This window comes from Cupriavidus basilensis (assembly GCF_000832305.1).
In the GTDB taxonomy this organism is placed as follows: Bacteria; Pseudomonadota; Gammaproteobacteria; order Burkholderiales; family Burkholderiaceae; genus Cupriavidus; species Cupriavidus basilensis_F.
This window is the reverse complement of sequence record NZ_CP010536.1, coordinates 3,777,106-3,800,931: the sequence shown is the minus strand read 5'-3', so window position 1 is coordinate 3,800,931 and position 23,826 is coordinate 3,777,106. Positions and strand designations below refer to the sequence as shown.

The 23,826-nt window shown below is 65.5% G+C and carries 23 protein-coding genes and 1 pseudogene; 17 read left to right on the top strand and 7 right to left on the bottom strand.

From position 1 onward, the window contains the following. Window positions 1-34: 34 nt before the first annotated feature. A complete protein-coding gene (gene fur, locus RR42_RS17560; protein ID WP_043349559.1) occupies window positions 35-466 on the bottom strand; it encodes a ferric iron uptake transcriptional regulator in 432 nt (143 codons plus the stop codon). A gap of 199 nt (window positions 467-665) precedes the next feature. On the opposite strand from fur, the gene RR42_RS17555 reads away from it, so the two are divergent. The 9 genes from RR42_RS17555 (at window position 666) to RR42_RS17515 (ending at window position 10,575) form a co-directional block, all read left to right on the top strand. Beyond that, window positions 666-1,229, top strand: a complete 564-nt coding sequence (locus tag RR42_RS17555) for an outer membrane protein assembly factor BamE (RefSeq protein ID WP_043349556.1) — start codon at window positions 666-668, stop codon at window positions 1,227-1,229. 63 nt (window positions 1,230-1,292) lie between these two features. After that, a complete protein-coding gene (gene dapB, locus RR42_RS17550) occupies window positions 1,293-2,090 on the top strand; it encodes a 4-hydroxy-tetrahydrodipicolinate reductase (RefSeq protein WP_043349554.1) in 798 nt (265 codons plus the stop codon). Window positions 2,091-2,236: 146 nt separating this feature from the next. After that, window positions 2,237-4,873, top strand: a complete 2,637-nt coding sequence (gene leuS / locus RR42_RS17545; protein ID WP_043352317.1) for a leucine--tRNA ligase — start codon at window positions 2,237-2,239, stop codon at window positions 4,871-4,873. 49 nt (window positions 4,874-4,922) lie between these two features. Further along, a complete protein-coding gene (gene lptE / locus RR42_RS17540) occupies window positions 4,923-5,444 on the top strand; it encodes an LPS assembly lipoprotein LptE (RefSeq protein ID WP_052494686.1) in 522 nt (173 codons plus the stop codon). 64 nt (window positions 5,445-5,508) lie between these two features. After that, entirely contained in the window at window positions 5,509-6,549 is a 1,041-nt protein-coding gene (holA, locus tag RR42_RS17535) for a DNA polymerase III subunit delta (protein ID WP_043349552.1), read from the top strand. A gap of 116 nt (window positions 6,550-6,665) precedes the next feature. Further along, window positions 6,666-7,946 carry a glutamate-5-semialdehyde dehydrogenase gene (locus RR42_RS17530; RefSeq protein WP_043349549.1) on the top strand — a complete coding sequence of 427 codons (1,281 nt, stop codon included), beginning with the start codon at window positions 6,666-6,668 and terminating at the stop codon, window positions 7,944-7,946. A 102-nt stretch (window positions 7,947-8,048) separates the two neighbouring features. Continuing rightward, the gene (locus tag RR42_RS17525) at window positions 8,049-8,471 is read left to right on the top strand and encodes a CopD family protein (protein WP_043349546.1); all 423 of its coding nucleotides are present in this window, start codon (window positions 8,049-8,051) and stop codon (window positions 8,469-8,471) included. A 142-nt stretch (window positions 8,472-8,613) separates the two neighbouring features. After that, window positions 8,614-9,219, top strand: a complete 606-nt coding sequence (locus RR42_RS17520) for a 2-hydroxychromene-2-carboxylate isomerase (protein ID WP_043349543.1) — start codon at window positions 8,614-8,616, stop codon at window positions 9,217-9,219. Between the two features lie 81 nt (window positions 9,220-9,300). Next, window positions 9,301-10,575, top strand: coding sequence for a THUMP domain-containing class I SAM-dependent RNA methyltransferase (locus RR42_RS17515; protein ID WP_043349540.1), 1,275 nt, complete (start codon window positions 9,301-9,303; stop codon window positions 10,573-10,575). A 43-nt stretch (window positions 10,576-10,618) separates the two neighbouring features. Here RR42_RS17515 and RR42_RS17510 read toward each other — a convergent pair whose 3' ends face one another. The 5 genes and pseudogenes from RR42_RS17510 to RR42_RS17490 all read right to left on the bottom strand — a co-directional run bounded on the left by RR42_RS17510 (window position 10,619) and on the right by RR42_RS17490 (window position 15,288). Further along, window positions 10,619-11,665, bottom strand: a complete 1,047-nt coding sequence (locus tag RR42_RS17510) for a response regulator (RefSeq protein WP_043349537.1) — start codon at window positions 11,663-11,665, stop codon at window positions 10,619-10,621. A gap of 294 nt (window positions 11,666-11,959) precedes the next feature. Continuing rightward, the gene (locus tag RR42_RS17505; protein WP_052494685.1) at window positions 11,960-13,414 is read right to left on the bottom strand and encodes an NAD(P)(+) transhydrogenase (Re/Si-specific) subunit beta; all 1,455 of its coding nucleotides are present in this window, start codon (window positions 13,412-13,414) and stop codon (window positions 11,960-11,962) included. Window positions 13,415-13,416: 2 nt separating this feature from the next. Continuing rightward, window positions 13,417-13,749 carry an NAD(P) transhydrogenase subunit alpha gene (locus RR42_RS17500; protein ID WP_043349532.1) on the bottom strand — a complete coding sequence of 111 codons (333 nt, stop codon included), beginning with the start codon at window positions 13,747-13,749 and terminating at the stop codon, window positions 13,417-13,419. A gap of 237 nt (window positions 13,750-13,986) precedes the next feature. Next, a pseudogene (locus tag RR42_RS39740) lies at window positions 13,987-14,130 on the bottom strand (aspartate 1-decarboxylase); the annotation flags it as partial. A 36-nt stretch (window positions 14,131-14,166) separates the two neighbouring features. After that, window positions 14,167-15,288 (bottom strand): Re/Si-specific NAD(P)(+) transhydrogenase subunit alpha, encoded by a 1,122-nt coding sequence (locus tag RR42_RS17490; RefSeq protein WP_043349527.1) that lies wholly within the window; start codon window positions 15,286-15,288, stop codon window positions 14,167-14,169. A gap of 534 nt (window positions 15,289-15,822) precedes the next feature. On the opposite strand from RR42_RS17490, the gene RR42_RS17485 reads away from it, so the two are divergent. The 5 genes from RR42_RS17485 to mnmA all read left to right on the top strand — a co-directional run bounded on the left by RR42_RS17485 (window position 15,823) and on the right by mnmA (window position 19,773). After that, window positions 15,823-16,635 (top strand): TorF family putative porin, encoded by an 813-nt coding sequence (locus tag RR42_RS17485; RefSeq protein ID WP_043349524.1) that lies wholly within the window; start codon window positions 15,823-15,825, stop codon window positions 16,633-16,635. A gap of 126 nt (window positions 16,636-16,761) precedes the next feature. Next, window positions 16,762-17,160, top strand: a complete 399-nt coding sequence (locus tag RR42_RS17480; protein ID WP_043349522.1) for a hypothetical protein — start codon at window positions 16,762-16,764, stop codon at window positions 17,158-17,160. Continuing rightward, entirely contained in the window at window positions 17,147-18,076 is a 930-nt protein-coding gene (dapA, locus tag RR42_RS17475) for a 4-hydroxy-tetrahydrodipicolinate synthase (RefSeq protein ID WP_082054929.1), read from the top strand. Before RR42_RS17480 ends, dapA begins: the two co-directional genes overlap by 14 nt. A gap of 96 nt (window positions 18,077-18,172) precedes the next feature. After that, window positions 18,173-18,676 (top strand): NUDIX hydrolase, encoded by a 504-nt coding sequence (locus tag RR42_RS17470; RefSeq protein ID WP_173430690.1) that lies wholly within the window; start codon window positions 18,173-18,175, stop codon window positions 18,674-18,676. Further along, window positions 18,673-19,773, top strand: coding sequence for a tRNA 2-thiouridine(34) synthase MnmA (mnmA, locus tag RR42_RS17465; protein WP_043349515.1), 1,101 nt, complete (start codon window positions 18,673-18,675; stop codon window positions 19,771-19,773). The genes RR42_RS17470 and mnmA overlap by 4 nt, the downstream gene beginning before the upstream one ends. An 86-nt stretch (window positions 19,774-19,859) precedes the next feature. On the opposite strand, the gene RR42_RS17460 is transcribed toward mnmA, so the two are convergent. Beyond that, window positions 19,860-20,474: a glutathione S-transferase family protein gene (locus tag RR42_RS17460; RefSeq protein ID WP_043349513.1), complete on the bottom strand. Its 615-nt coding sequence runs from the start codon at window positions 20,472-20,474 to the stop codon at window positions 19,860-19,862. Between the two features lie 450 nt (window positions 20,475-20,924). Between RR42_RS17460 and purB the strand changes: the two genes are divergently transcribed. From purB to RR42_RS17445, 3 genes are all read left to right on the top strand, one after another. Continuing rightward, complete coding sequence (purB, locus tag RR42_RS17455) at window positions 20,925-22,301, top strand: adenylosuccinate lyase (protein WP_043349510.1); 1,377 nt, start codon at window positions 20,925-20,927, stop codon at window positions 22,299-22,301. A 255-nt stretch (window positions 22,302-22,556) separates the two neighbouring features. Continuing rightward, the gene (locus RR42_RS17450; protein ID WP_043349506.1) at window positions 22,557-23,147 is read left to right on the top strand and encodes a cytochrome b; all 591 of its coding nucleotides are present in this window, start codon (window positions 22,557-22,559) and stop codon (window positions 23,145-23,147) included. 67 nt (window positions 23,148-23,214) lie between these two features. Continuing rightward, window positions 23,215-23,787, top strand: coding sequence for a YceI family protein (locus RR42_RS17445; protein WP_043349502.1), 573 nt, complete (start codon window positions 23,215-23,217; stop codon window positions 23,785-23,787). Window positions 23,788-23,826 lie beyond the last annotated feature (39 nt).

Below are 23,826 nucleotides of genomic sequence, written 5' to 3'. Positions count from 1 at the left end.
TTTTTTTATGTTCGCGCGGCGGGCCGCGGCAGGCTTAGCGCTTGGGCCGGTGGGGGCACTCGTGCTTGGTGCAGCTGCCATAGAGCGACAATGCGTGTTCTTGCAGCGCGAAGCCGCGCTCGGTTGCGATGCTTTGCTGGCGACGCTCGATCTCGGAGTCGTAGAATTCCTCCACGCGGCCGCAATCGATGCAGACCAGGTGGTCGTGATGCTTGCCTTCATTCAGCTCGAAAATGGCTTTGCCGGATTCGAAGTTGTTGCGCGACAGCAGTCCAGCCTGCTCGAACTGGGTCAGCACGCGATAGACGGTTGCAAGGCCGATATCCATTTGTTCGTTGAGCAGGATGCGGTAAACATCTTCCGCGCTGAGGTGGCGCTGCTCGCTGGTCTGGAAGATCTCGAGGATCTTCAGGCGCGGTACGGTCGCTTTAAGACCGATATTTTTGAGGTCCGCCGGACTCGGCATGGGCGTGACTCCCTAGAGTACAATGTCTGGATAGTTGAATCATAAGGGTTTTGGCGGCAAAAGTCGCCCCGGCGGTTGCCCGGGGCTCGGTCACCAGCCCTAGGCTGCGCTCGCGATGATCCATCGCCGCTGCCGCCTCATGGTAAGCGCCGTGAGGGCCTGAATCGGCACTTTTCTCTCCCTTCTAGAAGCGAGATACATGCGTTCATTTCGTTCGTCCGCCATGCGTCCGACGCTGGTTACTACTGTGCTGGCTGCAGCTACTCTGCTAACGGCTGCGTGCTCCACCTATGACAATACGTCGCGCAAGGTCGCCAACGCGATCACGCCGTACCGTATCAATATCGTGCAAGGCAACTTTGTCTCGCGTGAAGCCGCCGCCCAGTTGCGTGAAGGCATGACGCGCGAGCAGGTCAAGTTCCTGCTCGGCACGCCGCTGCTGGCCGATGTGTTCCACGGCAATCGCTGGGACTATGTGTTCTCGTTCCGCCGCGGCAATACGCCGGTGGTGCAGCAGCGCCGCTATACCGTGTTCTTCGATGGCGACAAGCTGGTCAAGTTCGGTGGTGACGAACTGCCGTCCGAATATGAACTGATTGCCGAAATCGACGGCATGAAGGCCATGCAGGCGGGCAAGATACCGACGCCCAAGGCACCGGCTGAAACCGGTGCCGCGGCGTCGGAAGCGGCTGCGGCGCCTGCAGCGCCGGCTGCCGCCGCCTCGTCCGCCGCAGCCGGTGGCCCCGCCAGCCCGACCAACTGAGCCTTCAGGCCCGAATGCCGGCCGCATCACGCGGCCGGCTTGTATTTTGACTGCTGACACGCCATGAATATCGCCATCGCAGGTGCCTCCGGCCGCATGGGCCGTATGCTGATCGAACACGTACTCGCCACCGAAGGCGTCACCCTGTCGGGCGCGCTGGATGTGCCGGGGGCCCCGGCGCTGGGCCAGGATGCCGGGCTGCTGCTGGGCCGCGCCACGGGCGTGGTGATCACCTCGGATATCGAAGCTGCCCTCGCTGGCGCCGACTGCCTGATCGACTTCACCCGTCCCGAGGGCACGCTCGTGCACCTGGCAGCGGCAAGGCGCCTGGGTGTCAAGGTGGTCACCGGCACCACCGGGTTTGACGACGCCGGCCGTGCCGCCATCGCCGAAGCTGCCAAGCACATTGGCGTGGTGTTCTCCGCCAATATGAGCGTGGGCGTCAATGCCACGTTCAAGCTGCTGGAAGTCGCCGCCAAGCTGCTGTCGTCCGGCTACGACATCGAAGTCATCGAGGCGCACCACCGCCATAAAGTGGATGCCCCGTCGGGCACCGCGCTGGCGATGGGCGAGGTGGTGGCCAAGGCATTGGGCCGCGATCTGAAGACCTGCGGCGTGTTTGCCCGCGAAGGCCACACCGGCCCGCGCGACCCCAATTCCATTGGCTTTGCCACCGTGCGCGGCGGTGATATCGTGGGCGACCACACCGTGATGTTCGCCGGCACCGGCGAGCGCATCGAGATCACGCACAAGTCGTCGAGCCGCCAGTCGTATGCCGAGGGCGCGCTACGCGCGGCGCGCTTCCTCGCCGACAAGCCCACCGGGCTGTTCGACATGCAGGACGTGCTTGGCCTGAAGTAAGGCCCCGGCAGGCCCTGCGCCGAAAGTGCCGACGGTTATAATCGGCACTTTCGCCGTTCCAGCGCAGGCGGGCGCCGCAAGGCTTGCCCGCCGCTTATCTTTTCCACGCTTTTCGCACGCCGACGCACCGCGCCGTTGTCCTGAACATGCAAGACAAATATCTTCCCTCAGCCGTTGAACAAGCCGCCCAGCAACACTGGCAAGCCATCGATGCCTACCGCGTATCGGAAGAGGCGAAGCTGGCCGACGGCAGCGAGAAGCCGAAGTTCTATGCCTGCTCGATGCTGCCTTACCCGTCGGGCAAGCTGCATATGGGCCACGTGCGCAACTACACCATCAACGACATGATGGCGCGCCATCTGCGCATGAATGGGCACAACGTGCTGATGCCGATGGGCTGGGATGCGTTCGGCATGCCGGCGGAAAACGCCGCGCTCAACAATGGCGTGGCGCCCGCAGCCTGGACTTACAACAACATCGCTGAAATGAAGCGGCAGATGCAGTCGATGGGCCTGGCCATCGACTGGTCGCGCGAAGTCGCCACCTGCAGCCCGGACTACTACCGCTGGAACCAGTGGCTGTTCCTCAAGATGCTGGAAAAGGGCATCGCCTACCGCAAGACTGGCACGGTGAACTGGGATCCGGTCGACCAGACCGTGCTGGCCAATGAGCAGGTCATCGACGGGCGCGGGTGGCGCTCGGGCGCGCTGGTTGAAAAGCGCGAGATCCCGATGTACTACCTGCGCATCACCGATTACGCCGAGGAACTGCTCGGCGATCTGGACGACCTGGGCTGGCCCGAGCGCGTCAAGATCATGCAGCAGAACTGGATCGGCAAGAGCGTGGGCGTGCGCTTCGGGTTTACGCATGCCATCGCCGGTGACGACGGCAAGCTGATCGGCGACGGCAAGCTCTATGTGTTCACCACGCGCGCCGACACCATCATGGGCGTGACTTTCTGCGCGGTCGCCGCCGAGCACCCGCTGGCCACCCATGCCGCCGCGACCAATCCTGAGTTGGCCGCCTTCATCAACGAGTGCAAGCACGGCTCGGTGATGGAAGCCGATATGGCGACCATGGAAAAGAAGGGCATGCCCACCGGCCTGAAGGTTGTGCACCCCCTGACCGGCGAGCAGGTCGAGGTGTGGGTTGGCAACTACGTGCTGATGAGCTACGGCGACGGCGCTGTGATGGGCGTGCCCGCGCACGACGAGCGCGACTTCGCCTTTGCCAACAAGTACGGCTTGCCGATCAAGCAAGTGGTCGACATGGTTGACGCCAAAAAGGGCCAGCCGTTCTCCACCGAAGCCTGGCAGGAGTGGTATGGCGACAAGGAGCACGGCACCTGCATCCATAGCGGCAAATACGACGGCCTGGACTACAAGGCTGCGGTAGAAGCCATCGCAGCCGATCTCGGTGCCAAGGGCCTGGGCGAGAAGAAGATCACCTGGCGTCTGCGCGACTGGGGCATCTCGCGCCAGCGCTACTGGGGCACGCCGATCCCGCTGATCCATTGCGACGGCTGCGGCGTGGTGCCGGTGCCGGAGCAGGACCTGCCGGTGGTGCTGCCGGAAGACCTGGTGCCGGACGGCACCGGCAACCCGCTGGCCAAGGACCCGCGTTTCCTCGCGTGCACCTGCCCGTCGTGCGGCAAGCCGGCGCGCCGCGAGACCGACACCATGGATACCTTCATCGATTCGTGCTGGTATTACATGCGCTATACCTGCCCGGACGCGGCCACCATGGTCGACGCGCGCAACGACTACTGGATGCCCATGGACCAGTACATCGGCGGCATCGAGCACGCGATCCTTCACCTGCTGTACGCCCGTTTCTGGACCAAGGTCATGCGCGACATGGGCCTGGTCACGTTCAACGAGCCGTTCTCCAACTTGCTCACGCAGGGCATGGTGCTCAACGATACCTACTACCGCGAGGACGCGGCGGGCAAGAAGACCTGGTACAACCCGGCCGAAGTCGACGTCAGCACCGATGAGCGCGGCCGCCCGCTGGGCGCCGTGCTCAAGGCGGATGGCCAGCCGGTGGTGATCGGCGGCGTGGAGAAGATGTCGAAGTCCAAGAACAACGGCATCGACCCGCAGGCCCTGATCGACCAGTACGGCGCCGACACCGCGCGCCTGTTCGTCATGTTCGCCGCGCCGCCCGAGCAGCAGCTCGAGTGGAGCGGCTCGGGCGTGGAGGGCGCTTCGCGCTTCCTGCGCCGGGTGTGGAACTATGGCTATGCCAACGCCGAGGCGATTGCAGCGGCGGGCAATGCCGTGCCGTCCGGCGACGCCGACGCAGCGCTGCGTCGCGAGATCCACGGCGTGCTCAAGCAGGCCAACTACGACTATCAGCGCATCCAGTACAACACCGTGGTGTCCGCCACCATGAAGATGCTCAACGCGCTGGAAGACGCCAAGCAGGCCACGCCCGCCGCGCGCCGCGAGGGCCTGGGCATCCTGCTGCGCGTGCTGTACCCGGTGGTGCCGCACATCACCCACGGGCTGTGGCAAGAGCTCGGCTACGCCACGCAGTACGGCGACTTGCTCGACGCAGCGTGGCCGCAGGTGGACGAATCCGCGCTGGTGCAAAGCGAGCTGGACCTCGTGCTGCAGATCAACGGCAAGGTGCGCGGCAGCCTGAAGGTGCCGGCCGTTGCCGATCGCGCCGCCATCGAGGCCATGGCCGCCGCCAGCGAGATTGTTGCCAGGTTCGCTGAAGGCGCCGCGCCGAAGAAGATCGTGGTGGTCCCGGGCCGCCTCGTTAACGTGGTTCTTTAATGTGGCGCTGTAACTAGCGCTGAGAGAAGCCAACAAGGGAGCTGCCCACATGGATGGACAGAAGCTGGATCGACCGCTGCAGGGCCGCCGCAAGGTCCTGGCCACGCTGCTGCTGGCCGGCCTGCTGGGCGGCTGCGGGTTTCACATGCGCGGCAACGCGGACTTCGCATTCAAGCGGCTGTATGTGAGCATTCCGCCCAATACGCTGATGGGCTCCGATTTGCGCCGCGCCATCCGCAACGGGTCGGACACGCAGATCGTGACCGACCCGAAAGAGGCGGATGCCCTGCTCGATGTGCTGCAGGACACGCGTACCAAGACAGTGCTGTCGATCACCACCACCGGCGTGGTGCGCGAGTATCGCCTGACGCAGCGCTTCACCTTCCGCCTGCGTGACGCCGGCGGCCAGGAGCTGATCGCGCCGTCGCAACTGGTGCTCACGCGCGACCTGACCTACAACGAAGCCAACACGCTGGCCAAGGATTACGAAGAGCAGCAGCTCTATCGCGACATGCAGCGTGACATCGTGCAGCAGCTGATTCGCCGGCTGAGCGCGGTCAAGGCCATCTGAGCGGCGCGATAAACGCCGGCCAGACAAGCCCAACAGGCAAGGACAGAGGAAAGAAGCGCACGGCATGCAGCTCAAGCTCGATGGACTCGAAGCGCACCTGCGCCAGGCCAAGGGACGCGGCCTGGCTCCGCTCTACGTGGTGCATGGCGATGAGCACCTGCTGGTGCTGGAGGCGGTCGACCGCCTGCGCCAGGCTGCGCGCGAGGCCGGCTTCACGGAGCGCGAGGTGCTGTCTTCCGAGCGCGGCTTCAACTGGGGCCACGTGGTCCAGGCGCAGCAATCGATGTCGCTGTTCGGCGACCGCAAGATCGTCGAGCTGCGGATTCCCTCCGGCAAGCCCGGCAAGGACGGCGGCGAGGCGCTGCGCGCGGTGGCTGCCCAGCCTTCGCCGGACGTGGTCATGTTCATCACGCTGCCGCGGCTGGACTTTGCCACGGCCAAGTCGGCCTGGTTCCAGGCGCTGGACGCCGCCGGCGTGTCGATCAAGGTTGATTCCGTCGACCGCACCCGGCTGCCGGCCTGGGTCGGCGAGCGGCTGGCGCTGCAGCAGCAACGGGTCGAGCCCGGCGAACCGGGGCGGCGCGCGCTGCAGTTCATCGCCGACAAGGTCGAAGGCAACCTGCTGGCCGCTCACCAGGAAATCCAGAAGCTCGGCCTGCTGTATCCCGCTGGTCCGCTGACCTTCGAGCAGGTGCACGATGCGGTGCTCAACGTGGCCCGCTACGACGTCTTCAAGCTCTCCGAAGCCATGCTCAGCGGCGACGTGCCGCGCCTGGTGCGCATGCTCGAAGGGCTACGCGGGGAGGGCGAGGCCACGGTGCTGGTGCTGTGGGCGCTGACCGAGGAAATTCGCGTATTATCCAAGGTCCGGCAAGGGCTGGCGGCAGGCAAGCAGATCGGTGTCCTGACGCGTGAACTGCGTATCTGGGGCCCGCGCGAAAAGCTGGTGCCGCAGGCCGCGCAGCGCCTCTCGCTGGCGCAGCTGGAAGCGGCGCTGGGCATGGCCGCCAAGCTGGACCGGCAGGTCAAGGGCCTGCGCGCCGAAGGCATGCCGGCCGAGCCCTGGGATGGCCTGCTGCAGCTGGCGCTGACCATCGCCCGGTAAGCCCGCAGGCCGGTAGCCGGTAGCGCGGTCGTTGGAGATCACTGCCAGTGACCCGCATAGCCAGCCGTAGCCGACAAAAAACCAAGCATTGAGGGCCGGGTCCCCTGGCCAGGAATATGAACGAGCTCGATCTCAAGCAATACATGGACCGCGTCGGCCAGCAGGCCCGCGCCGCCTCCCGCGCCATGGCGCGCGCCTCCACCGCGGACAAGAACCGCGCGCTGCTGACCATCGCCGCCGCCATCCGCCGCGACGCCGCGCACCTCAAGGCCGTGAACGCCGGCGACGTGGAGCGTGCGCGAGCCAACGGTCAGGATGCCGCTTTCATCGACCGCCTGACGCTCTCGGACAAGGCGATCGACACCATGGCCGCCGGCCTGGAACAGATCGCCGCGCTGGCGGACCCGATCGGCGAGATCAGCAACATGAAATTCCGTCCCACCGGCATCCAGGTGGGCCAGATGCGGGTACCGCTGGGCGTCATCGGCATCATCTACGAATCGCGCCCCAACGTGACCATCGACGCAGCCGCGCTGTGCCTGAAGTCGGGCAACGCCACCATCCTGCGCGGCGGCTCCGAGGCGATCGATTCCAATACCGCGCTGGCCGCCCTGGTGGCCGAGGGCCTGGCCGCCGCCGGCCTGCCGCCCGAAGCGGTGCAGGTGATCTCGACCACCGACCGCGCCGCGGTTGGCCGCCTCGTCACTATGACCGAATACGTCGACGTGATCGTGCCGCGCGGCGGCAAGAGCCTGATCGCGCGCCTGATGGCAGAAGCGCGGGTGCCCATGATCAAGCACCTGGATGGCATCTGCCACGTCTATATCGATGTGGACGCGGATCTGGACAAGGCCGTGCGCGTTGCCGACAACGCCAAGACCCAGCGCTACGCACCCTGCAACACGATGGAAACGCTGCTGGTCGCGCGCGCTGTCGCCGCCGCGGCGCTGCCGCCGCTGTGCCGCATCTACCAGGAAAAGGGCGTGGAGCTGCGCGTGTGCGCCGCTACCCGCGCCACGCTGGAAGCGGCCGGTTTCACCGGCCTGGTCGACGCCACCGAAGAAGACTGGCGGCTCGAGTACCTGGCGCCGGTGCTGGCGATCCGCACCGTGGCCGGGCTGGACGAGGCCATCGAGCACATCAATACCTACGGCTCGGCGCATACCGATTCCATCATCACCGAGAACTACACCACCGGCATGCGTTTCCTGCGCGAGGTGGACTCGGCCAGCGTGATGATCAATGCGTCGACGCGCTTTGCCGATGGCTTCGAGTACGGCCTGGGCGCCGAGATCGGCATCTCCAACGACAAGCTGCACGCACGCGGCCCGGTCGGCCTGGAAGGCCTGACTTCGCTGAAGTACGTGGTGTTCGGCCACGGCGAGATCCGCACCTGAGCGGGCTGGCGGCACGCGTGCCGTGCCGCCTCCCGTTGCGCATCCCCACCGTTTCACTGTTTCCATGCGTTCCCATGGGAACCCAACCAGAAAAAAGGCCAGATGCTCTGGGTTAAAGCGCTGCACATCGTTTTCGTTGTCTCCTGGTTCGCTGGCCTGTTCTACCTGCCGCGCATCTTCGTCAACCTCGCCATGGAGCGTGAGCCGGCCAGCGTGCAGCGCCTGCTGCTGATGGCGCGCAAGCTCTACCGCTTCATGTCCATGCTGGCGGTGCCGGCGCTGGTGTTCGGGCTGTGGCTGTATATCGGCTACGGGATCGGGCGCGGTCCGGGGCAGGGATGGATGCATGCCAAGCTGGCGCTGGTGCTGGTGTTGATCGGCTATCACCATGGCTGCGGCGTGCTGCTCAAGAAGTTCGAGGGTGGGCGCAATACGCGGTCGCACACCTTCTATCGCTGGTTCAACGAGTTGCCGGTGCTGGTGCTGCTGGCGGTGGTGATCCTGGTGGTGGTCAAGCCGTTCTGACGCGCGTTGGCCGGCAGCCGCGCGCATCGCCTGCGCGGGCCGCTGGGTCTGGGTTTTCTCTCGTATCGTATTTCGTTCGTTTCACGCAGCATTGCCGCATTCACCGCGCGGTTGTCTCGCCCCACTCCGTCCAGAGGACATGATGAGCAAGCAGGTCGACTACTATCTCACCCCGCAATCGCCTTTCGTCTACCTTGGCCACGAACGCTTCACCGCGATTGCGGCCAAGCATGGCGTGCAAGTCAATCTCAAGCCCTGCGACCTGGGCCGCGTGTTCTCTGTTTCGGGTGGCTTGCCGCTGGCGCAGCGTCCGCCGCAGCGCCAGGCCTACCGCCTGGTCGAACTGGCACGCTGGAGCGAGTTTCTCGGCCTGCCGCTGAACCCGCAGCCGACCTTTTTTCCGGTCTCCGGCGACGCCGCCAGCAAGCTGGTCATCGCTGTCCAACTGGCCCATGGCACCGCCCGCGCGATGGAGCTGATCGGCGCCATTGGCCGCGCCCTGTGGGCCGAGCAACGCAATATCGCCGACGCCGCCACGCTGGCGCAGCTGGCCGACAGCATCGGCCTGGAAGGCGCGGCGCTGCTCAAGGCGAGTGACGCGCAGGCTGTCCAGGCCGCCTATACGCAGCATACCCAGGATGCGGTTTCCGTCGGCGCGTTCGGCGCGCCGTGGTACGTCTATGACGGCCAGCCTTTCTGGGGCCAGGACCGCCTGGACTTCCTCGATCGCGCCCTCGCGGCGGGCTGAAGCCCCGGAGCGCGGTACACTGCGCGCTATCCGACCCCGTCCGCTACGGCGGACGTTTTTGTTTGCAGGAATTCCCAAGCCATGTCCCAAGCCTTTTTTGCCTCCTGCCCGCGCGGCCTCGAGAGCGCACTTGCCGAAGAGTTGCACGAGATCGCAGCCCGGCCCGGCCTGGCCAGGCTCGCCCCCATCCAGGTCCATCGCGAAATGCCCGGTGGCGTCACTTTCTCGGGCGAGATGGCCGCGGCCTATGCAGTCAACCTGCACTCGCGCATTGCCAGCCGGGTGCTGATGCGGGTTGCCAACCGCGGCTACCGGCGCGAAGACGACATCTATGACCTGGTCCGCGCCCAGCGCTGGGATCATTGGTTCACGCCGGATGAGACGCTGCGGGTGGACGTCACGTCGCATCGCTCGCCGCTGCAGAGCCTGAATTTCATTGCCCTGCGTATCAAGGACGGGGTTTGCGACGCCATGCGCGAGCGCTCGGGCGAGCGGCCCAGCGTCGATACCGTGAATCCGGATGTGCGGATTTATGCTCACTTGACCGAGCACGATTGCACGCTCTACCTCGACACCTCGGGCGATCCGCTGTTCAAGCGGGGCTGGCGCCTGGAGAAGGGAGAGGCGCCGCTAAAGGAAAACCTGGCCGCTGGCATCCTGCGCCTGGCCGGATGGGTGCCAGGCCAGACCGAACGCCCGTTCTACGATCCGATGTGCGGCAGCGGCACCTTCCTGGTGGAAGCTGCCCAGGTGGCCCTTGGCTTGGCTCCTGGCGCGAATCGCAGCTTTGGCTTCGAGCGCCTGAAAGGCGCCGACAACAAGACGTGGAATGCGCTGAAGGCGGCTGCGCGGGATGACGAGGAGGCCGCGCGCAAGCGCGTCGCGTCCGAGCCCCTGGAACTCGCTGGCAGCGATATTTCCACCGACATGCTGTCGATGTCGCAAGCCAACTGGGAACGCGCGGGCTTGCCCGGCGAAGTGCGGTTGAAGCAGGTGGATGCGCGCTTTGCGCAGCCGCCGTTCGCGGCCCCCGGCCTGATGTTGATGAACCCGCCGTATGGTGAGCGGATTGCCGTGCGGGGTGAACGCCGGCGGCCGATGGACGAAGCACCGGTCGACGAGATCGATGACGAGGCCGCCAATCAGTTCGCCAGCGCCTTTGCCACCACGCTCAAGCAGCATTTCGCGGGCTGGCAGGCATGGGTGTTCACTGGCGACCTGACGCTGCCGCGCCGCCTGCGGCTCAAGGAGTCGCGCCGCACGCCGCTGTACAACGGCAATATCGAGTGCCGGCTGTTCCGTTTCGACATGGTGCGAGGCGGCAACCGCAACGCCCCCGCGCAGCCTTCGGCCTGATGCGGCGCGCGCAGGAGAGGCTTGCTCTCCTGCGCGGTGTGGCTTAGCGCGCTGCGCGCCCGGTGACCCGCTCGGGGTGACGGGCAAAATCGTCCAGGAAACCCTGGAAGCTGACCACCGGCTCCTGCAGTAGATGGCGCGGCAGGTCGAACAGCGCGTAGAAATAATCCTCGCGCCCTTCGCAGCGCTCGGCCGGCAGGCAATATTGCTCCCAGTCGATGCAGGCCGGCGTGTACATGCCGTTGCCTGGCCAGAAGAAAGGCACGATGCGGCCCTCGCGCAGTCCCTCGATCAGGGCCGCCGGCGCATCGTAAGCTTCCGCAGATTCCACCTGGTTGATCAGGCCGGCGCGTGTCTCGATCACCATCAGCGTGGCCTGGCCCTGCGCCGTCAGCATCAGGATGCCGGCCGGGTTGGGGTAGAGGTAGTACTCGACAAAGCCGTAACGCGCGGTGACCTGGCGCACCCGCTCGCAGATCGCCGGGTCCGACAGGAAGGAAAACGAGTGGCGCGTCAGCAGATCGCGCAGCGTGCGCGACAGGGTGGCGAAATACTGCTGCTGGAGTGCGTCGATCTCCTGGTCCAGCCGCTCGACCATATTGCTGTCGTGCTTCTTCACGTAGCGGTCGATCAGCCCGTGGTTGAAGCCCTGCACGGCAATGCCTTCGTCGGCGGTGCCGGTCAGCAGGATGGTCTTGCACGGCAGGTCCTGCAGGGCCTGGCAGAACTCCAGTCCGTTCATCTGCGGCATCGAATAATCGACCACGATCACGCCCGGCTGCACAAAGCGGTTGTAGTCGTGGATTTGCCGGTAGATGCGGTCGATATCGAGCTGCACGGTGCGCCGCTCGGTCAGGAAGGTCAGGTCGTCGTGCGTGACCCGCACGGGCAGGAAGCCGGTCGAGCGTGTGGTGTAGGTCTCGCGGATCCATTGCAGGGCTTCGCGGGGGTCGGTGAAGGTCACCACCGGGCGCGACGGATCCATCTGGAACGCCAGGCTGTCGATGAACGATTTACTGTCGTCGACGAGCACCGTGAGGATCGGGTGATGGAAGACCGACAGATTCCTGTCCTGGGGGTTGAATGTCATGTTGCGTTCGGCTCCGGTGTCGGCAGACACTTCGGGCGGGTGGTTTGGCGCGGCTGGAGATCCGGTGCGGCAAGGCCAGCGGACGGATCGGTTCGGAGCGGCCCACCGCGCTGGACTACACCTGGCCCTTTCTGGATGACCGGCGCGTGCCATGGCCGGTGACCGGAAACCAGTATAGCGCGCTCGCGCTCGCGCGCAACCGGACCTCGGCGAGATGGAAAAAAGCGCGACAGTGTCGCGCTCTTCGTGGCGGCGGATACGGGCCGATGCCCGTATCCGGTGCTTCCGGCGTGCTTACTCGACCGCCTTGCCCATGTCTTCCACCACCTTCTTGGCGTCGCCGAACACCATCATGGTCTTGTCCATGTAGAACAGCTCGTTGTCCAGGCCCGCGTAGCCAGCGGCCATCGAGCGCTTGTTCACGATGATGGTCTTGGCCTTGTAGGCTTCCAGGATCGGCATGCCGGCAATCGGCGAGTTGGGATCGGTCTTGGCGGCCGGGTTGACCACGTCGTTCGCGCCCAGCACCAGCACCACATCCGCCTGGCCGAACTCGCTGTTGATGTCCTCCATCTCGAAGACCTGGTCGTAGGGCACCTCGGCCTCGGCCAGCAGCACGTTCATGTGGCCCGGCATGCGGCCCGCCACCGGGTGGATGGCGTACTTCACCGTCACGCCCCGCTCGACCAGCTTCTCGGTGAGTTCTTTCAGCGCGTGCTGCGCGCGCGCCACCGCCAGGCCGTAGCCCGGCACGATGATCACGGTCTCGGCATTGCCCATCAGGAAGGCCGCGTCGTCGGCCGAGCCGGACTTCACGTTGCGCTGCGCCTGGCCGCCGGCAGCGGCCGCCGCGGGCGCGCCGCCGAAGCCGCCCAGCAGCACGTTGAAGAACGACCGGTTCATTGCCTTGCACATGATGTACGAGAGGATGGCACCGCTCGATCCCACCAGCGAGCCGGCAATGATCAGCATCGGGTTGTTCAGCGAGAAGCCGATGCCCGCAGCGGCCCAGCCCGAGTACGAATTGAGCATCGACACCACCACCGGCATGTCGGCGCCGCCGATCGGGATGATGATCAGCACGCCCAGCACGAAGGCGATCGCCAGCATCAGCAGGAACGGCAGCCAGTCCTGCGACAGGCAGAAGATGATGCCGAAGCCGATCATGGCCACCGCCAGCAGCAGGTTCAGCAGATGCTGCCCGGCGAAGGACACCGGCGCGCCCTGGAACAGGCGGAACTTGTACTTGCCCGACAGCTTGCCGAAGGCGATCACCGAACCGGAGAAGGTGATGGCACCGACGAAGCAGCCGATGAACAGCTCGATGCGATTGCCAAACGGGATATCGTGCGAGCCCGGCGGCGTGATGCTGAACGCCGACGGCTCGGCCACCACGGCCACCGCGATGCAGACCGCGGCCATACCGATCAGCGAGTGCATGGCGGCCACCAGCTCGGGCATCTTGGTCATCTCGACCTTTCTTGCCACGTAGGCGCCGATGCCGCCGCCAACCACCAGCGCACCGAAGATCAGCGCCATGCCTTCGGCGACCGAGGACTGGCCCGCGCCGATGGCCAGGAACTCGCTCTTGAGCTTGGCGATCAGCACCAGCGTGGTCACCGCGGCGATGGCCATGCCGATCATGCCGAAGGCATTGCCGCGCCGCGCGGAGCTGGGATGCGAGAGGCCCTTGAGCGCCTGGATGAAACACACCGAGGCGAGCAGGTAGAGCAGGGTGACGAGGTTCATGCTCACTTGGCGCCCTCCTCATGACCCTTGCCAGACTTGGCCTTGGGTTCCTTCTTCTTGAACATCTCCAGCATGCGCTGCGTCACCAGGAAGCCACCGAACACGTTGACCGCGGCGAGCGCGACCGCCAGCGTGCCCATGGTGCGGCCCACGGGGCCCTCGGTCAGGCCGGCAGCCAGCATGGCGCCGACGATGATGATGGCCGAGATCGCATTGGTCACGGCCATCAGCGGGGTGTGCAGGGCGGGCGTCACCGTCCAGACCACGTGGTAGCCCACGTAGATCGCCAGCACGAAGATGATCAGGTTGATCACCGTGTGGTTCACCATTTCCATCGACTTCTCCTCCGTTGCTTGAATGCCTTCGCTGCGCGGTTGTCCCGTGTTCTTTTGCCTGGCCAGGCGCCTGTGAGCGCCTGCTGCATCGATGCCCCGCCTGGTGCCGCGTCGTCGTCTGTCACGTAGGTACCCTCACCCCGGGGGTGAGGGTACGGCTAAATCCGAAAATCGCATGCCGGATGCGGGCATCGCACCGACGTTGGCTCCCGGCGCGATGTCCTCATCCGCTTGCACCTTCTTGATTTCCTTGATGGCGTTGTTGTCGTCCAACAGGATGATCTTCGGCTTGTAGGTGGCGATCTCCTCATCGCTCATCGGCGCGTAGGAGCAGATGATGAGATGGTCGCCCAGGTGCGCGCGCCGGGCGGCCGCACCGTTCTAAAAAAACCGGGCCGCGGCGGGCCCGCTGCCGCTTCAGGAAGCGCCGCGGACCACCTGGCCGTCCTTGCACATCAGGCAGGCGGCGACGATATCGTCCTCCAGGTTCAGCGTGAACTGGCCTTCCTTGTCGATGACGAGCTTGAGGAAGTCGAGCACGTTGCGCGCATATAGCGCCGACGCGTCGGCCGCCACCATGCTGGCCAGGTTGGTGTGCCCGATCAGCGTGACGCCGTGGCGTTCCACCACTTCGTCAGCGACCGTCAGCGGGCAGTTGCCGCCCTGCGCCGCGGCCAGGTCGACCACCACCGAGCCCGGCTTCATCGCCTGCACCGTTTCTTCCTTGAGCAGCACCGGCGCCTGGCGGCCCGGGATCAGCGCGGTAGTGATGACGATGTCGGCGGCCTTGGCGCGCTCGTGCACCAGTTCGGCCTGGCGTCGCATCCAGTCGGGCGGCATGGGGCGGGCATAGCCGCCCACCCCCTGCGCGATCTCGCGCTCTTCGTCGGTGACGAAGGGCACATCGAGGAATTTGGCGCCCAGCGATTCGATCTGTTCCTTGACGGCGGGACGCACGTCGGAGGCTTCGATGACCGCGCCCAGCCGCTTGGCGGTGGCGATGGCCTGCAGGCCCGCCACGCCGGCGCCGAGGATCAGCACGCGGGCCGCCTTGACGGTGCCGGCGGCGGTCATCAGCATGGGCATGAAACGCTGGTAATGATGCGCGGCGACCAGTACGGCCTTGTAGCCGGCGATATTGGCCTGGGAAGAGAGCACATCCATGCTCTGCGCGCGCGTGGTGCGCGGCGCGGCTTCCAGCGCGAAGGCGGTCAGCGTGGCGCTCGCCATGCGCGCGTTGTTCTCTGCGTCGAAGGGATTGAGCATGCCGACCAGCACGGCGCCCGGCTTCATCAGCGCGAGCTCGGCATCGACGGGGGCGCGGACCTTGAGCACCAACTGCGTGCCGAAGGCTTGCGCCGCGGTGCCAATGGTGGCACCGACGGCCTCATACGCCGAGTCCGGCACGCTGGCGCGTACGCCGGCTCCCGACTGGACGATGACCTGATGGCCCTGGGTCACGTACTTCTTGACCGTCTCCGGGGTGGCGGCGACACGAGTCTCACCTGCCCGCGTCTCCTGCGGGATGCCGATGTGCATCGTCAATTTCTCCTTTTTGCTGGCGTCTTTGAGGCGCTGTCAAAATGATTCTGGCGTTGGCGCGCGAGCTGGTCGTACGACTGCTACGACATGGCAACGCGCCTGACCAGAACCGCTTCGGCTCATTCTGACAATGCCACTGATCTGCTAGGCGGGCGGACGTCTTTGGCCCTTTTGTGTCTGCCCTTTGTGTCTGCCATGCGCCCGGCCAGGCCGAACGCAGCGCACAATTTTTTCGCAGCTTACAGGAATCTGAAGATATGTGGTGACCGGCTGGTCGGCTTTTGCGCAACCGCATCACCGCCTCTCGGACCCTGTTGGTTCATCCCGGGGCATGCCGGGACGTTCCTCCCTTTACGATTTTTACGCCATCCCTTGGCGGGCCGGTATTTTCTTGACACCGATTTTAGGCGCGTGCCCGTACTGTTCCGGTCGCGCCGCGGCCACTCTCATCCTGACGCTCGCCGTGGCTTCGGCCATCGCCTCATGCGTGGCTGTCCACCGATCGAAGTTCTTCCCATTGCCAAGTTATCCATGACTGCTCTTCGCTTCAACGTTTCGCACGCCTGTCTCGCCACCCTGTCTTGCGCCACGCTTCTCGCCACGCCGGCCGCCTTCGCGCAGGGCACACCCGATGCAGCAGCCGCCGCCGCATCAGCCGACGCGTCGCCGCACACTTTCACGGCCAACGTCACGCTGGCCAGCGAATATCGCTACCGGGGCTTGATGCAGTCCAACCGCCGCCCGGCGATCCAGGGCGGGTTCGACTACACGCATTCGAGCGGCCTTTACGTGGGTAACTGGAACTCCAGCATCAGCTGGCTTGGCGACAGCAACGCCAAGGTGTCGGCGCCGATCGAGATGGACTTCTACGGCGGCTTCAAGAACACCATCATGCTGGGCGGGCTCGAATGGAACTACGACGTGGGCGTGCTGGAGTACTACTATCCCGGCGACTATCCGGCCGGCTACACACGCCCGTACACGACGGAGCTGTACGGCGGCATCGGCTACGGCCCGGTGTTCCTGAAATACTCGCACGCGGTGACCAACCTGTTCGGCTTCAACGACAGCAAGAACAGCTACTACGTAGACCTGTCGGCCAATGTGCCGCTGAACGTCTGGGACCTGACACTCAATGCGCACGTCGGCTACCAGAAGGTGAGGAATGTCACGGACGCCTCGTACACGGACTGGAAGCTGGGGTTGACCAAGGACCTGGGCAAGGGTTTTGCGCTGGCGATCGCTTATATCGACACCAATGCCAACAAGTCGGTCTACACCAATGTGCCCGGCCGCTATATCGGCAAGGCAGCCGCCTTCGCGTCGCTCACCAAGACGTTCTGAGCATGCCGCGCCATCTTGATGACATTTTGATGGCGGCGGCGGCGATTACTGCATCAACTTGAGGCGGCCATGCATAGCATGGTTGCATCTCCAACAGACGACCCGCCCAGCGCGGGTCCCGCTCAAATGCGACAGTCGAGCCTTGCCGTGGCCTTTGCTTGCGTGCCACGCCGTCGTCTTACCCGCACCGGATCCCGCACCGCGCGCCTTGACGCATCCGGCATCCAAGCCGCGCAGGCCGTCGCGCCCGCGCTTGGCGTGGACACCGCGCGCAGCTGGATCCGCCTGCGCCTGGCGGTGGCGTCGAGCCAGGTCTTCGCGCTGCGCCAGTCGCTGCATCGCGCGATCGGGCAACTGGCGCGCATCTACGTGGTCGAGGTGGACCACCGCCATGGCGAGACCACGCTGCATGTGGAAGTCGAGCGCGGCGGCCGCGACGCTGCCATGCACGCCATCATGATGGCCCTGCCGGCCGCCGAGTTCGGCGCCACCACGGTGCTAGGACAAGACCATGCCGCGCACTGAGATGATGGCGGGCTTGCGCGAAGACAGCCGCGCGACGTTGTGGCTGCCGCTGGTGACACCGATGCAGGGCGGCGAGCCGGACCTGGCCTGCGCGCAGCGGCTGGCCGCGCACTATGTGGCCAGCGGCGTGGATGGGCTGGTCATCCTGGGCACGACCGGGGAGGGCGGCTTGCTCACGCGGGATGAGCGGCTGATGTTTACCGCCGCGGTGCTGGAGGCGGTGGACGGTGCGCTGCCAGTGCTGGCTGGCGTTGGCGGCGTGGATACCCGCGTGGTTTGCGAGCAGGTGCGCCAGCTCGACCGCTTCGACCTGGCGGGCTACCTGGTGCCGCCGCCGTACTACCTGCGGCCCGGCGATGAGGGCATTGCCTGGCACGTCGAGCGCGTGGCGGATGCCACCTGGCGCCCGCTGATGCTCTACAACGTGCCCAAGCGCACCGGCTGCAATATGTCACCGGCATTGGTGCAGCGGCTGGCCGCGCATCCGCGCGTCGTCGCGGTCAAGGAATGTGACGCGGCGGGGCTTCGCGCCCTGGCCGGCAACGATCGGCTCGCGGTCTTCTGCGGCGAGGATGCGGCCATGCTGGACCACCTGCTAGCGGGTGGCGGCGGCGTGGTGCCGGCTTGCGCGCACATCCGCCCGGATCTGTTCGTGCGGCTGTTGCAACTGGTGGCGCAGGGCCGTGTTGCCGCAGCGCGTGCGCTGTTCGCGAGCCTGGCGCCGTTGATCTCGCTGCTGTTCTCCGAGCCCAATCCCGCACCGGTCAAGTCCGCGCTGGCATTGTGCGGGCTGGCAAGTTCCGAGGTCAGGCGGCCACTGGTGCCGGCCAGCCGCGCGCTGCGCGAACGGCTGGACCAGGTGATCGCTTCGCTGCCGGCGGTGGAGGACGTGGAGCGCACTTTGCTGCCGGCCTAGCGTTGGCGCGGGCGTGGCGCCGGATGCGCCGGATGCGCTGGATGCGCGAAAGGGCGGCAACCGGTAGAATGCCGGATTGCCTAAAATTTGTGCATCATGTCACACGACTGGAAGGCCAGCGTCACGGTTGCCGCGGTAATTGAACGCGGCGGCCGCTTCCTGCTGGTGGAAGAAGAAACGCCCGACGGCCTGCGGCTGAACCAGCCTGCCGGCCATCTCGACCCGGGCGAGAGCCTGATTCACGCCGTCATCCGCGAAACGCTGGAAGAAACCGCGCACACGTTCGAGCCGCGCGCGCTGCTGGGCTGCTACATGGCCCGCCCGCACTCGGCCGGCACGGCCGCGCGCCCGGGCGGCGACATTACCTATGTGCGCTTCGCCTTTACCGGCGAGCTGGGCGCGCTCGATGCCGGGCGCCAGCTCGACGTGGGCATCGTGCGCACCGTGTGGATGAGCGCCGACGAAATCCGTGCCTGCCCCGAGCGCCATCGCACGCCGCTGCTGCTGGCCTGCATCGAGGACTATCTGGCGGGCAAGCGCTTCGCGCTCGACGCGCTCTACACCCATCCTTCCGTGGTGGGCGGCGGAGTGCTGTCATGAGCCAGGGCAAGCGCGTGGTGGTGGGCATGTCGGGTGGCGTGGATTCGTCGGTGACAGCGTGGCTGCTCAAGCAGCAAGGCTACGAGGTGATCGGCCTGTTCATGAAGAACTGGGAAGACGACGACGACAGCGAGTACTGCTCGACCCGGCAGGACTGGCTGGATGTGGTCTCGGTGGCCGACCTCATCGGCGTCGACGTGGAAGCGGTGAATTTCGCTGCCGAGTACAAGGACCGTGTCTTTGCAGACTTCCTGCGCGAATACTCGGCCGGCCGCACGCCCAACCCCGACGTGCTGTGCAATGCCGAGATCAAGTTCAAGGCCTTCCTGGACCACGCCATGTCGCTGGGCGCGGACACCATCGCCACCGGCCACTACGCGCGCGTGCGCGAAGCGGGGGCGGATGTGGGTGCCGGCACTGGCCGCTTCGAGCTGCTCAAGGCCTTTGACCACACCAAGGACCAGAGCTACTTTCTGCACCGGCTGAACCAGGCGCAGCTGTCGCGCACGCTGTTTCCGCTGGGCGAGATGCCCAAGACGCGCGTGCGCGAGATCGCTGCCGAGATCGGCCTGCCCAATGCCAGGAAAAAGGATTCCACCGGCATCTGCTTTATCGGCGAGCGGCCGTTCCGCGATTTTCTCAACCGCTACCTGCCGACCAAGCCGGGACCGATGAGGACGCCGGACGGCAAGGAAGTCGGCCAGCACATCGGTCTGGCGTTCTACACGCTGGGGCAACGCAAGGGCATCGGCCTGGGCGGCAGCCGCGCGGGCAATGGCGACGCCTGGTACGTGGCGCGCAAGGACATGGCCAGCAACACGCTGTATGTGGTGCAGGGCCATGAGCATCCGTGGCTGCTGACACCCACGCTCGACGCTGCCGACCTGTCGTGGGTGGCGGGCACCGGCCCGGCGGCAGGCGCCACGCTGTCGGCCAAGACGCGGTATCGGCAGAGCGATGCGCCCTGCACGGTGACGGGGGCGGGAGACGATGCCCTGCAACTGACGTTCACGCAGGCGCAGTGGGCGGTTACGCCTGGCCAGTCCGCGGTGCTGTACGACGGCGACGTCTGCCTGGGTGGCGGCATTATCCGGTGAGGCGCGCGGAGTGCGATGAGATGAAAAAAACCGGCTCGATGGCCGGTTTTTTTTCATCTTCGCGCGGCAGCAGGCGCACGCAAGGCTCAGGCGCGCGGCGGTTCCGTGTCGATGAACGACTGGCGCTTGGCAAGCTTGTCCTGGTACACGGCGAGGCGCGGGTGGCGCTCACGCCAGGCGATGTCCGGGAAGCGGAAGTCGAGGTACGACAACGCGCAGCCCACGGCCACGTCGGCCAGCGAGTAATGGTTGCCCGAGCACCAGGGCCGGTCGGCCAGGCCGTCGGCGATGGCGGCCACCGCCGCGTCGATCTTGCCGAGCTGGCGCTGGACCCAGCGCTCGCTGCGCTGCTCGGGCTCGCGCTGCGTGTGTTCCAGGCGCGCCAGCAGGGCGGCATCGAGCAGGCCGTCGGCCAGTGCTTCCCAGCAGCGTACCTCGACGCGTTCGCGGGCGCCTTGCGGGATCATGCGGCTGACGGGCGTCAGGGTGTCGACGTATTCGACGATCACGCGCGAGTCGAAAATCGCGCCGCCGTCTTCCATGACCAGGCACGGTATCTTGCCCAGCGGATTGAACTGGGAGATGGTGGTGTCCGGCGACCACACGTCAACCTCGACCATCTGGTAATCGATCTTCTTTTCCGCCATCACGACGCGCACCTTGCGCGCGTAAGGGCTGGTTTGCGATGCATACAGCTTCATGGACTCCCCTCGAGCTTGTTATGAAGTGCATCGGCCGCGCCTTGCGCGGCCGGCATGCCCGATGCACTTCATAACAGGCTAGCGGATCGGCGAGCGCGAGTATACCCGTGCCCCGTCCGGGATGCGCCGGGCGAGCGCGGCGCCTGCCCGCCGTGTCGTCATGCCGAGACGCGCGAGCTGCGCGGCCCCGCGAACGCGTCCACAGAAGGCGGGCCACGATGGTAAAATGCCCGCTTTCCGTCGTGCCGTCAGTCGGTTTTTGCGCCGAATTGTTCTCTTTTTTGGGCGAATTGGACCTGTTTTTGTGTCTTTTCCCCTCTTTAGACCGGTTCCGCCTTGTCACCGGCCACTTCGGCCCGCGAGGGCCTCGCCCGGCCATTTTGCCTGCGCAATCTGCCCGCCAGGCGACGCTTGCGTAACCACTTCCCTCTATCCCTCCGGTCTCCCAGCATGTCTTCTTCCTCGCTCTCCCCGCTCACCGCCCTGTCTCCCATCGACGGCCGCTACGCCTCCAAGGCCGATGCGCTGCGCGAGTGGCTCTCGGAAGCGGCCTTCATGCGCAACCGCGTCAAGGTGGAAGTGCACTGGCTGATCGCGCTGTCGCAAGCCGGCCTGCCCGACATGCCGAAGTTCTCGCCGGCCTCGGAAGCGGCCCTGCTGGCGCTGGTGGACAACTTCACCGAAGCCCACGCATCGCGCATCAAGGAGATCGAGGCGGTCACCAACCATGACGTGAAGGCCGTGGAGTACTGGCTCAAGGAGCAGGTCAAGGGCAACGCCGAGCTGGAAGCCGCGAGCGAGTTCATCCATTTCGCCTGCACCTCGGAAGACATCAACAACACCTCGCACGGCATGATGCTCAAGGGCGCCCGCGAAGGCGTGATCCTGCCCACGCTGCAACGCGTGCACGCGCGCCTGGTGGAGCTGGCGCATGCCAATGCCCGCCAGCCGATGCTCTCGCGCACCCACGGCCAGCCGGCCAGCCCGACCACGCTGGGCAAGGAAATGGCCAACGTGGCGGCACGCCTGGCGCGCGCCATCGAGCGCATCCAGCGCGTGGAACTGCTGGGCAAGATGAACGGCGCGGTCGGCAACTACAACGCTCACCTGTCGGCGTACCCCAGCTTCGACTGGGAAGGTTTCTCCAGGCAGGTGATCGAAACGCGCCTGGGCCTGACCTTCAACCCCTACACCATCCAGATCGAGCCGCACGATTACATGGCCGAGCTGTTCGACGCCATCGCCCGTGCCAATACCATCCTGCTCGACCTGAACCGCGACATCTGGGGCTATATCTCGCTGGGCTACTTCAAGCAGCGCACCAAGGCTGGCGAAATCGGCTCGTCGACCATGCCGCACAAGGTCAACCCGATCGATTTCGAGAACTCGGAAGGCAACCTGGGCCTGGCCAACGCGGTGCTGCGCCACCTGTCGGAAAAGCTGCCGCTGTCGCGCTGGCAGCGCGACCTGACCGATTCCACCGTGCTGCGCAACATGGGCGTGGCCTTCGGCTACAGCCTGCTGGCCTATGAGGCCTGCCTGCGCGGCCTGGGCAAGCTGGAAACCAACCCCGAGCGCCTGGACGAAGACCTCGACAACTGCTGGGAAGTGCTGGCCGAGCCGGTGCAGACCGTCATGCGCCGTTTTGGCGTGCCCAATCCCTACGAGCAGCTCAAGGAGCTGACGCGCGGCAAGGGCATCTCGCGCGAGGCGCTGCAGACCTTCATCAGCGGCCTGGCGATTCCCGACGACGCCAAGAAGCTGCTGCTGGAAATGACCCCGGCCACCTATATCGGCCGCGCCGTCAGCCTCGCCGAACGCGTGTGATTCTCCCGGCCCGCGGGCCGGCGCGTTGCAAAAAGAGCCATCCCCGGGGGTGGCTTTTTTGTTGATGGGCGGCCCGCGCCGGCACGGCTTGCCAGCTGCGGCGAAATGTCACTTCAAATGGTTTGAATGATTCCATGAATTTCAGACCGTTCCGCAACCTGCCTGCCGCACAATAATGCGAGAATTCAAGGAGCAGCAGTAATTGCCGTTCAGTAAAAGATTGTGAAACGCCCACAAGGGCAGGGGTCCTTATCCATGCATTCCCAAGCCAAAGCCGGCGCCCACGCCGGCGCTGCCGTAGCGCCGCAGCCGACGTCAGCCTATGGGGCCACGGCGATCGGCCTGCACTGGATCATCGCGCTGCTGATCTTCGCCGCCTTCGGGCTGGGCCTGTACATGACCAGCATTCCGGGCTTGTCGATGCTCAAGCTCAAGCTGTTTTCCTGGCACAAGTGGATCGGCGTGACCGTCTTTGCCATCGCCGTGCTGCGCGTGCTGTGGCGCGCCACCCACCGCGCGCCGGCACCGGCCGCGGGCACTCCGGCCTGGCAGGCCAAGGCCGCGCACGCGGCTCACCTGCTGCTCTACGCGCTGATCGTGGTGGTGCCCATCACGGGCTACCTGTATAGCTCGGCATCAGGGGTTCCAGTGGTCTACCTCGGCATCTGGCAACTGCCCGCGCTGATCGAGAGGAACGATGAGCTCAAGGAAATCCTCAAGCTGGTCCACATCTGGCTGAACTACCTGATGGCCGTGATCGTCGTAGTGCATGCGGCCGCTGCCATCAAGCATCAGTTCATCGAGCGCGACGGCACGCTGGCGCGCATGCTGCCGTTCCTCAAGTAAGCCGGCATATCGGCAAACCGACAAATGACCGAGGGCCGCAAGGCCCTCTTAGCGACAGGAGTTTTTAATGAAACGCATTCCCCGCCCGAGCGCGCTCCTGATGGCAGCCACGCTGGCCACTGCCGGCATCGCAGCCAACTACGCCTGGGCCCAGGTCGACGCAGCCAAGAGCTCGGTCACCGCGACGGCTCGCCAGATCGGCGTGCCGATGGAGGGCAAGTTCAAGAAGTTCGACGCCACGGTCGCGTTCGATCCCGCCAAGCTGGCAACATCCTCGGCCAAGGTCGAGATCGACGTGTCCAGCTTCGAGATCGGCGACGCCGAGACCACCAAGGAGGTCAAGGGACGCGACTGGTTCGACGCCGCCAAGTACCCCAAGGCGGTGTTCCAGTCGACCAGCATCAAGGCCGGCGCCGCCGGCAAGTATGAGGTGGCGGGCAAGCTCACCATCAAGGGCAAGACCCAGGACGTCGTGATTCCGGCAAGCTATCGCCAGGATGCCGGTGGGCAGGTGTTCGAGGGCGTGCTGCCGATCAAGCGCACCGTGTACAACATCGGCGACGGCGAATGGAAGGACACTTCCGTAGTGGCCGACGATGTCCAGATCAAATTCCGTATCGTGACCTTGGCTAAGAAGTAAGCGCGCGGCGCCCATCTTCCCTGCCATTCCTTTGCTGTT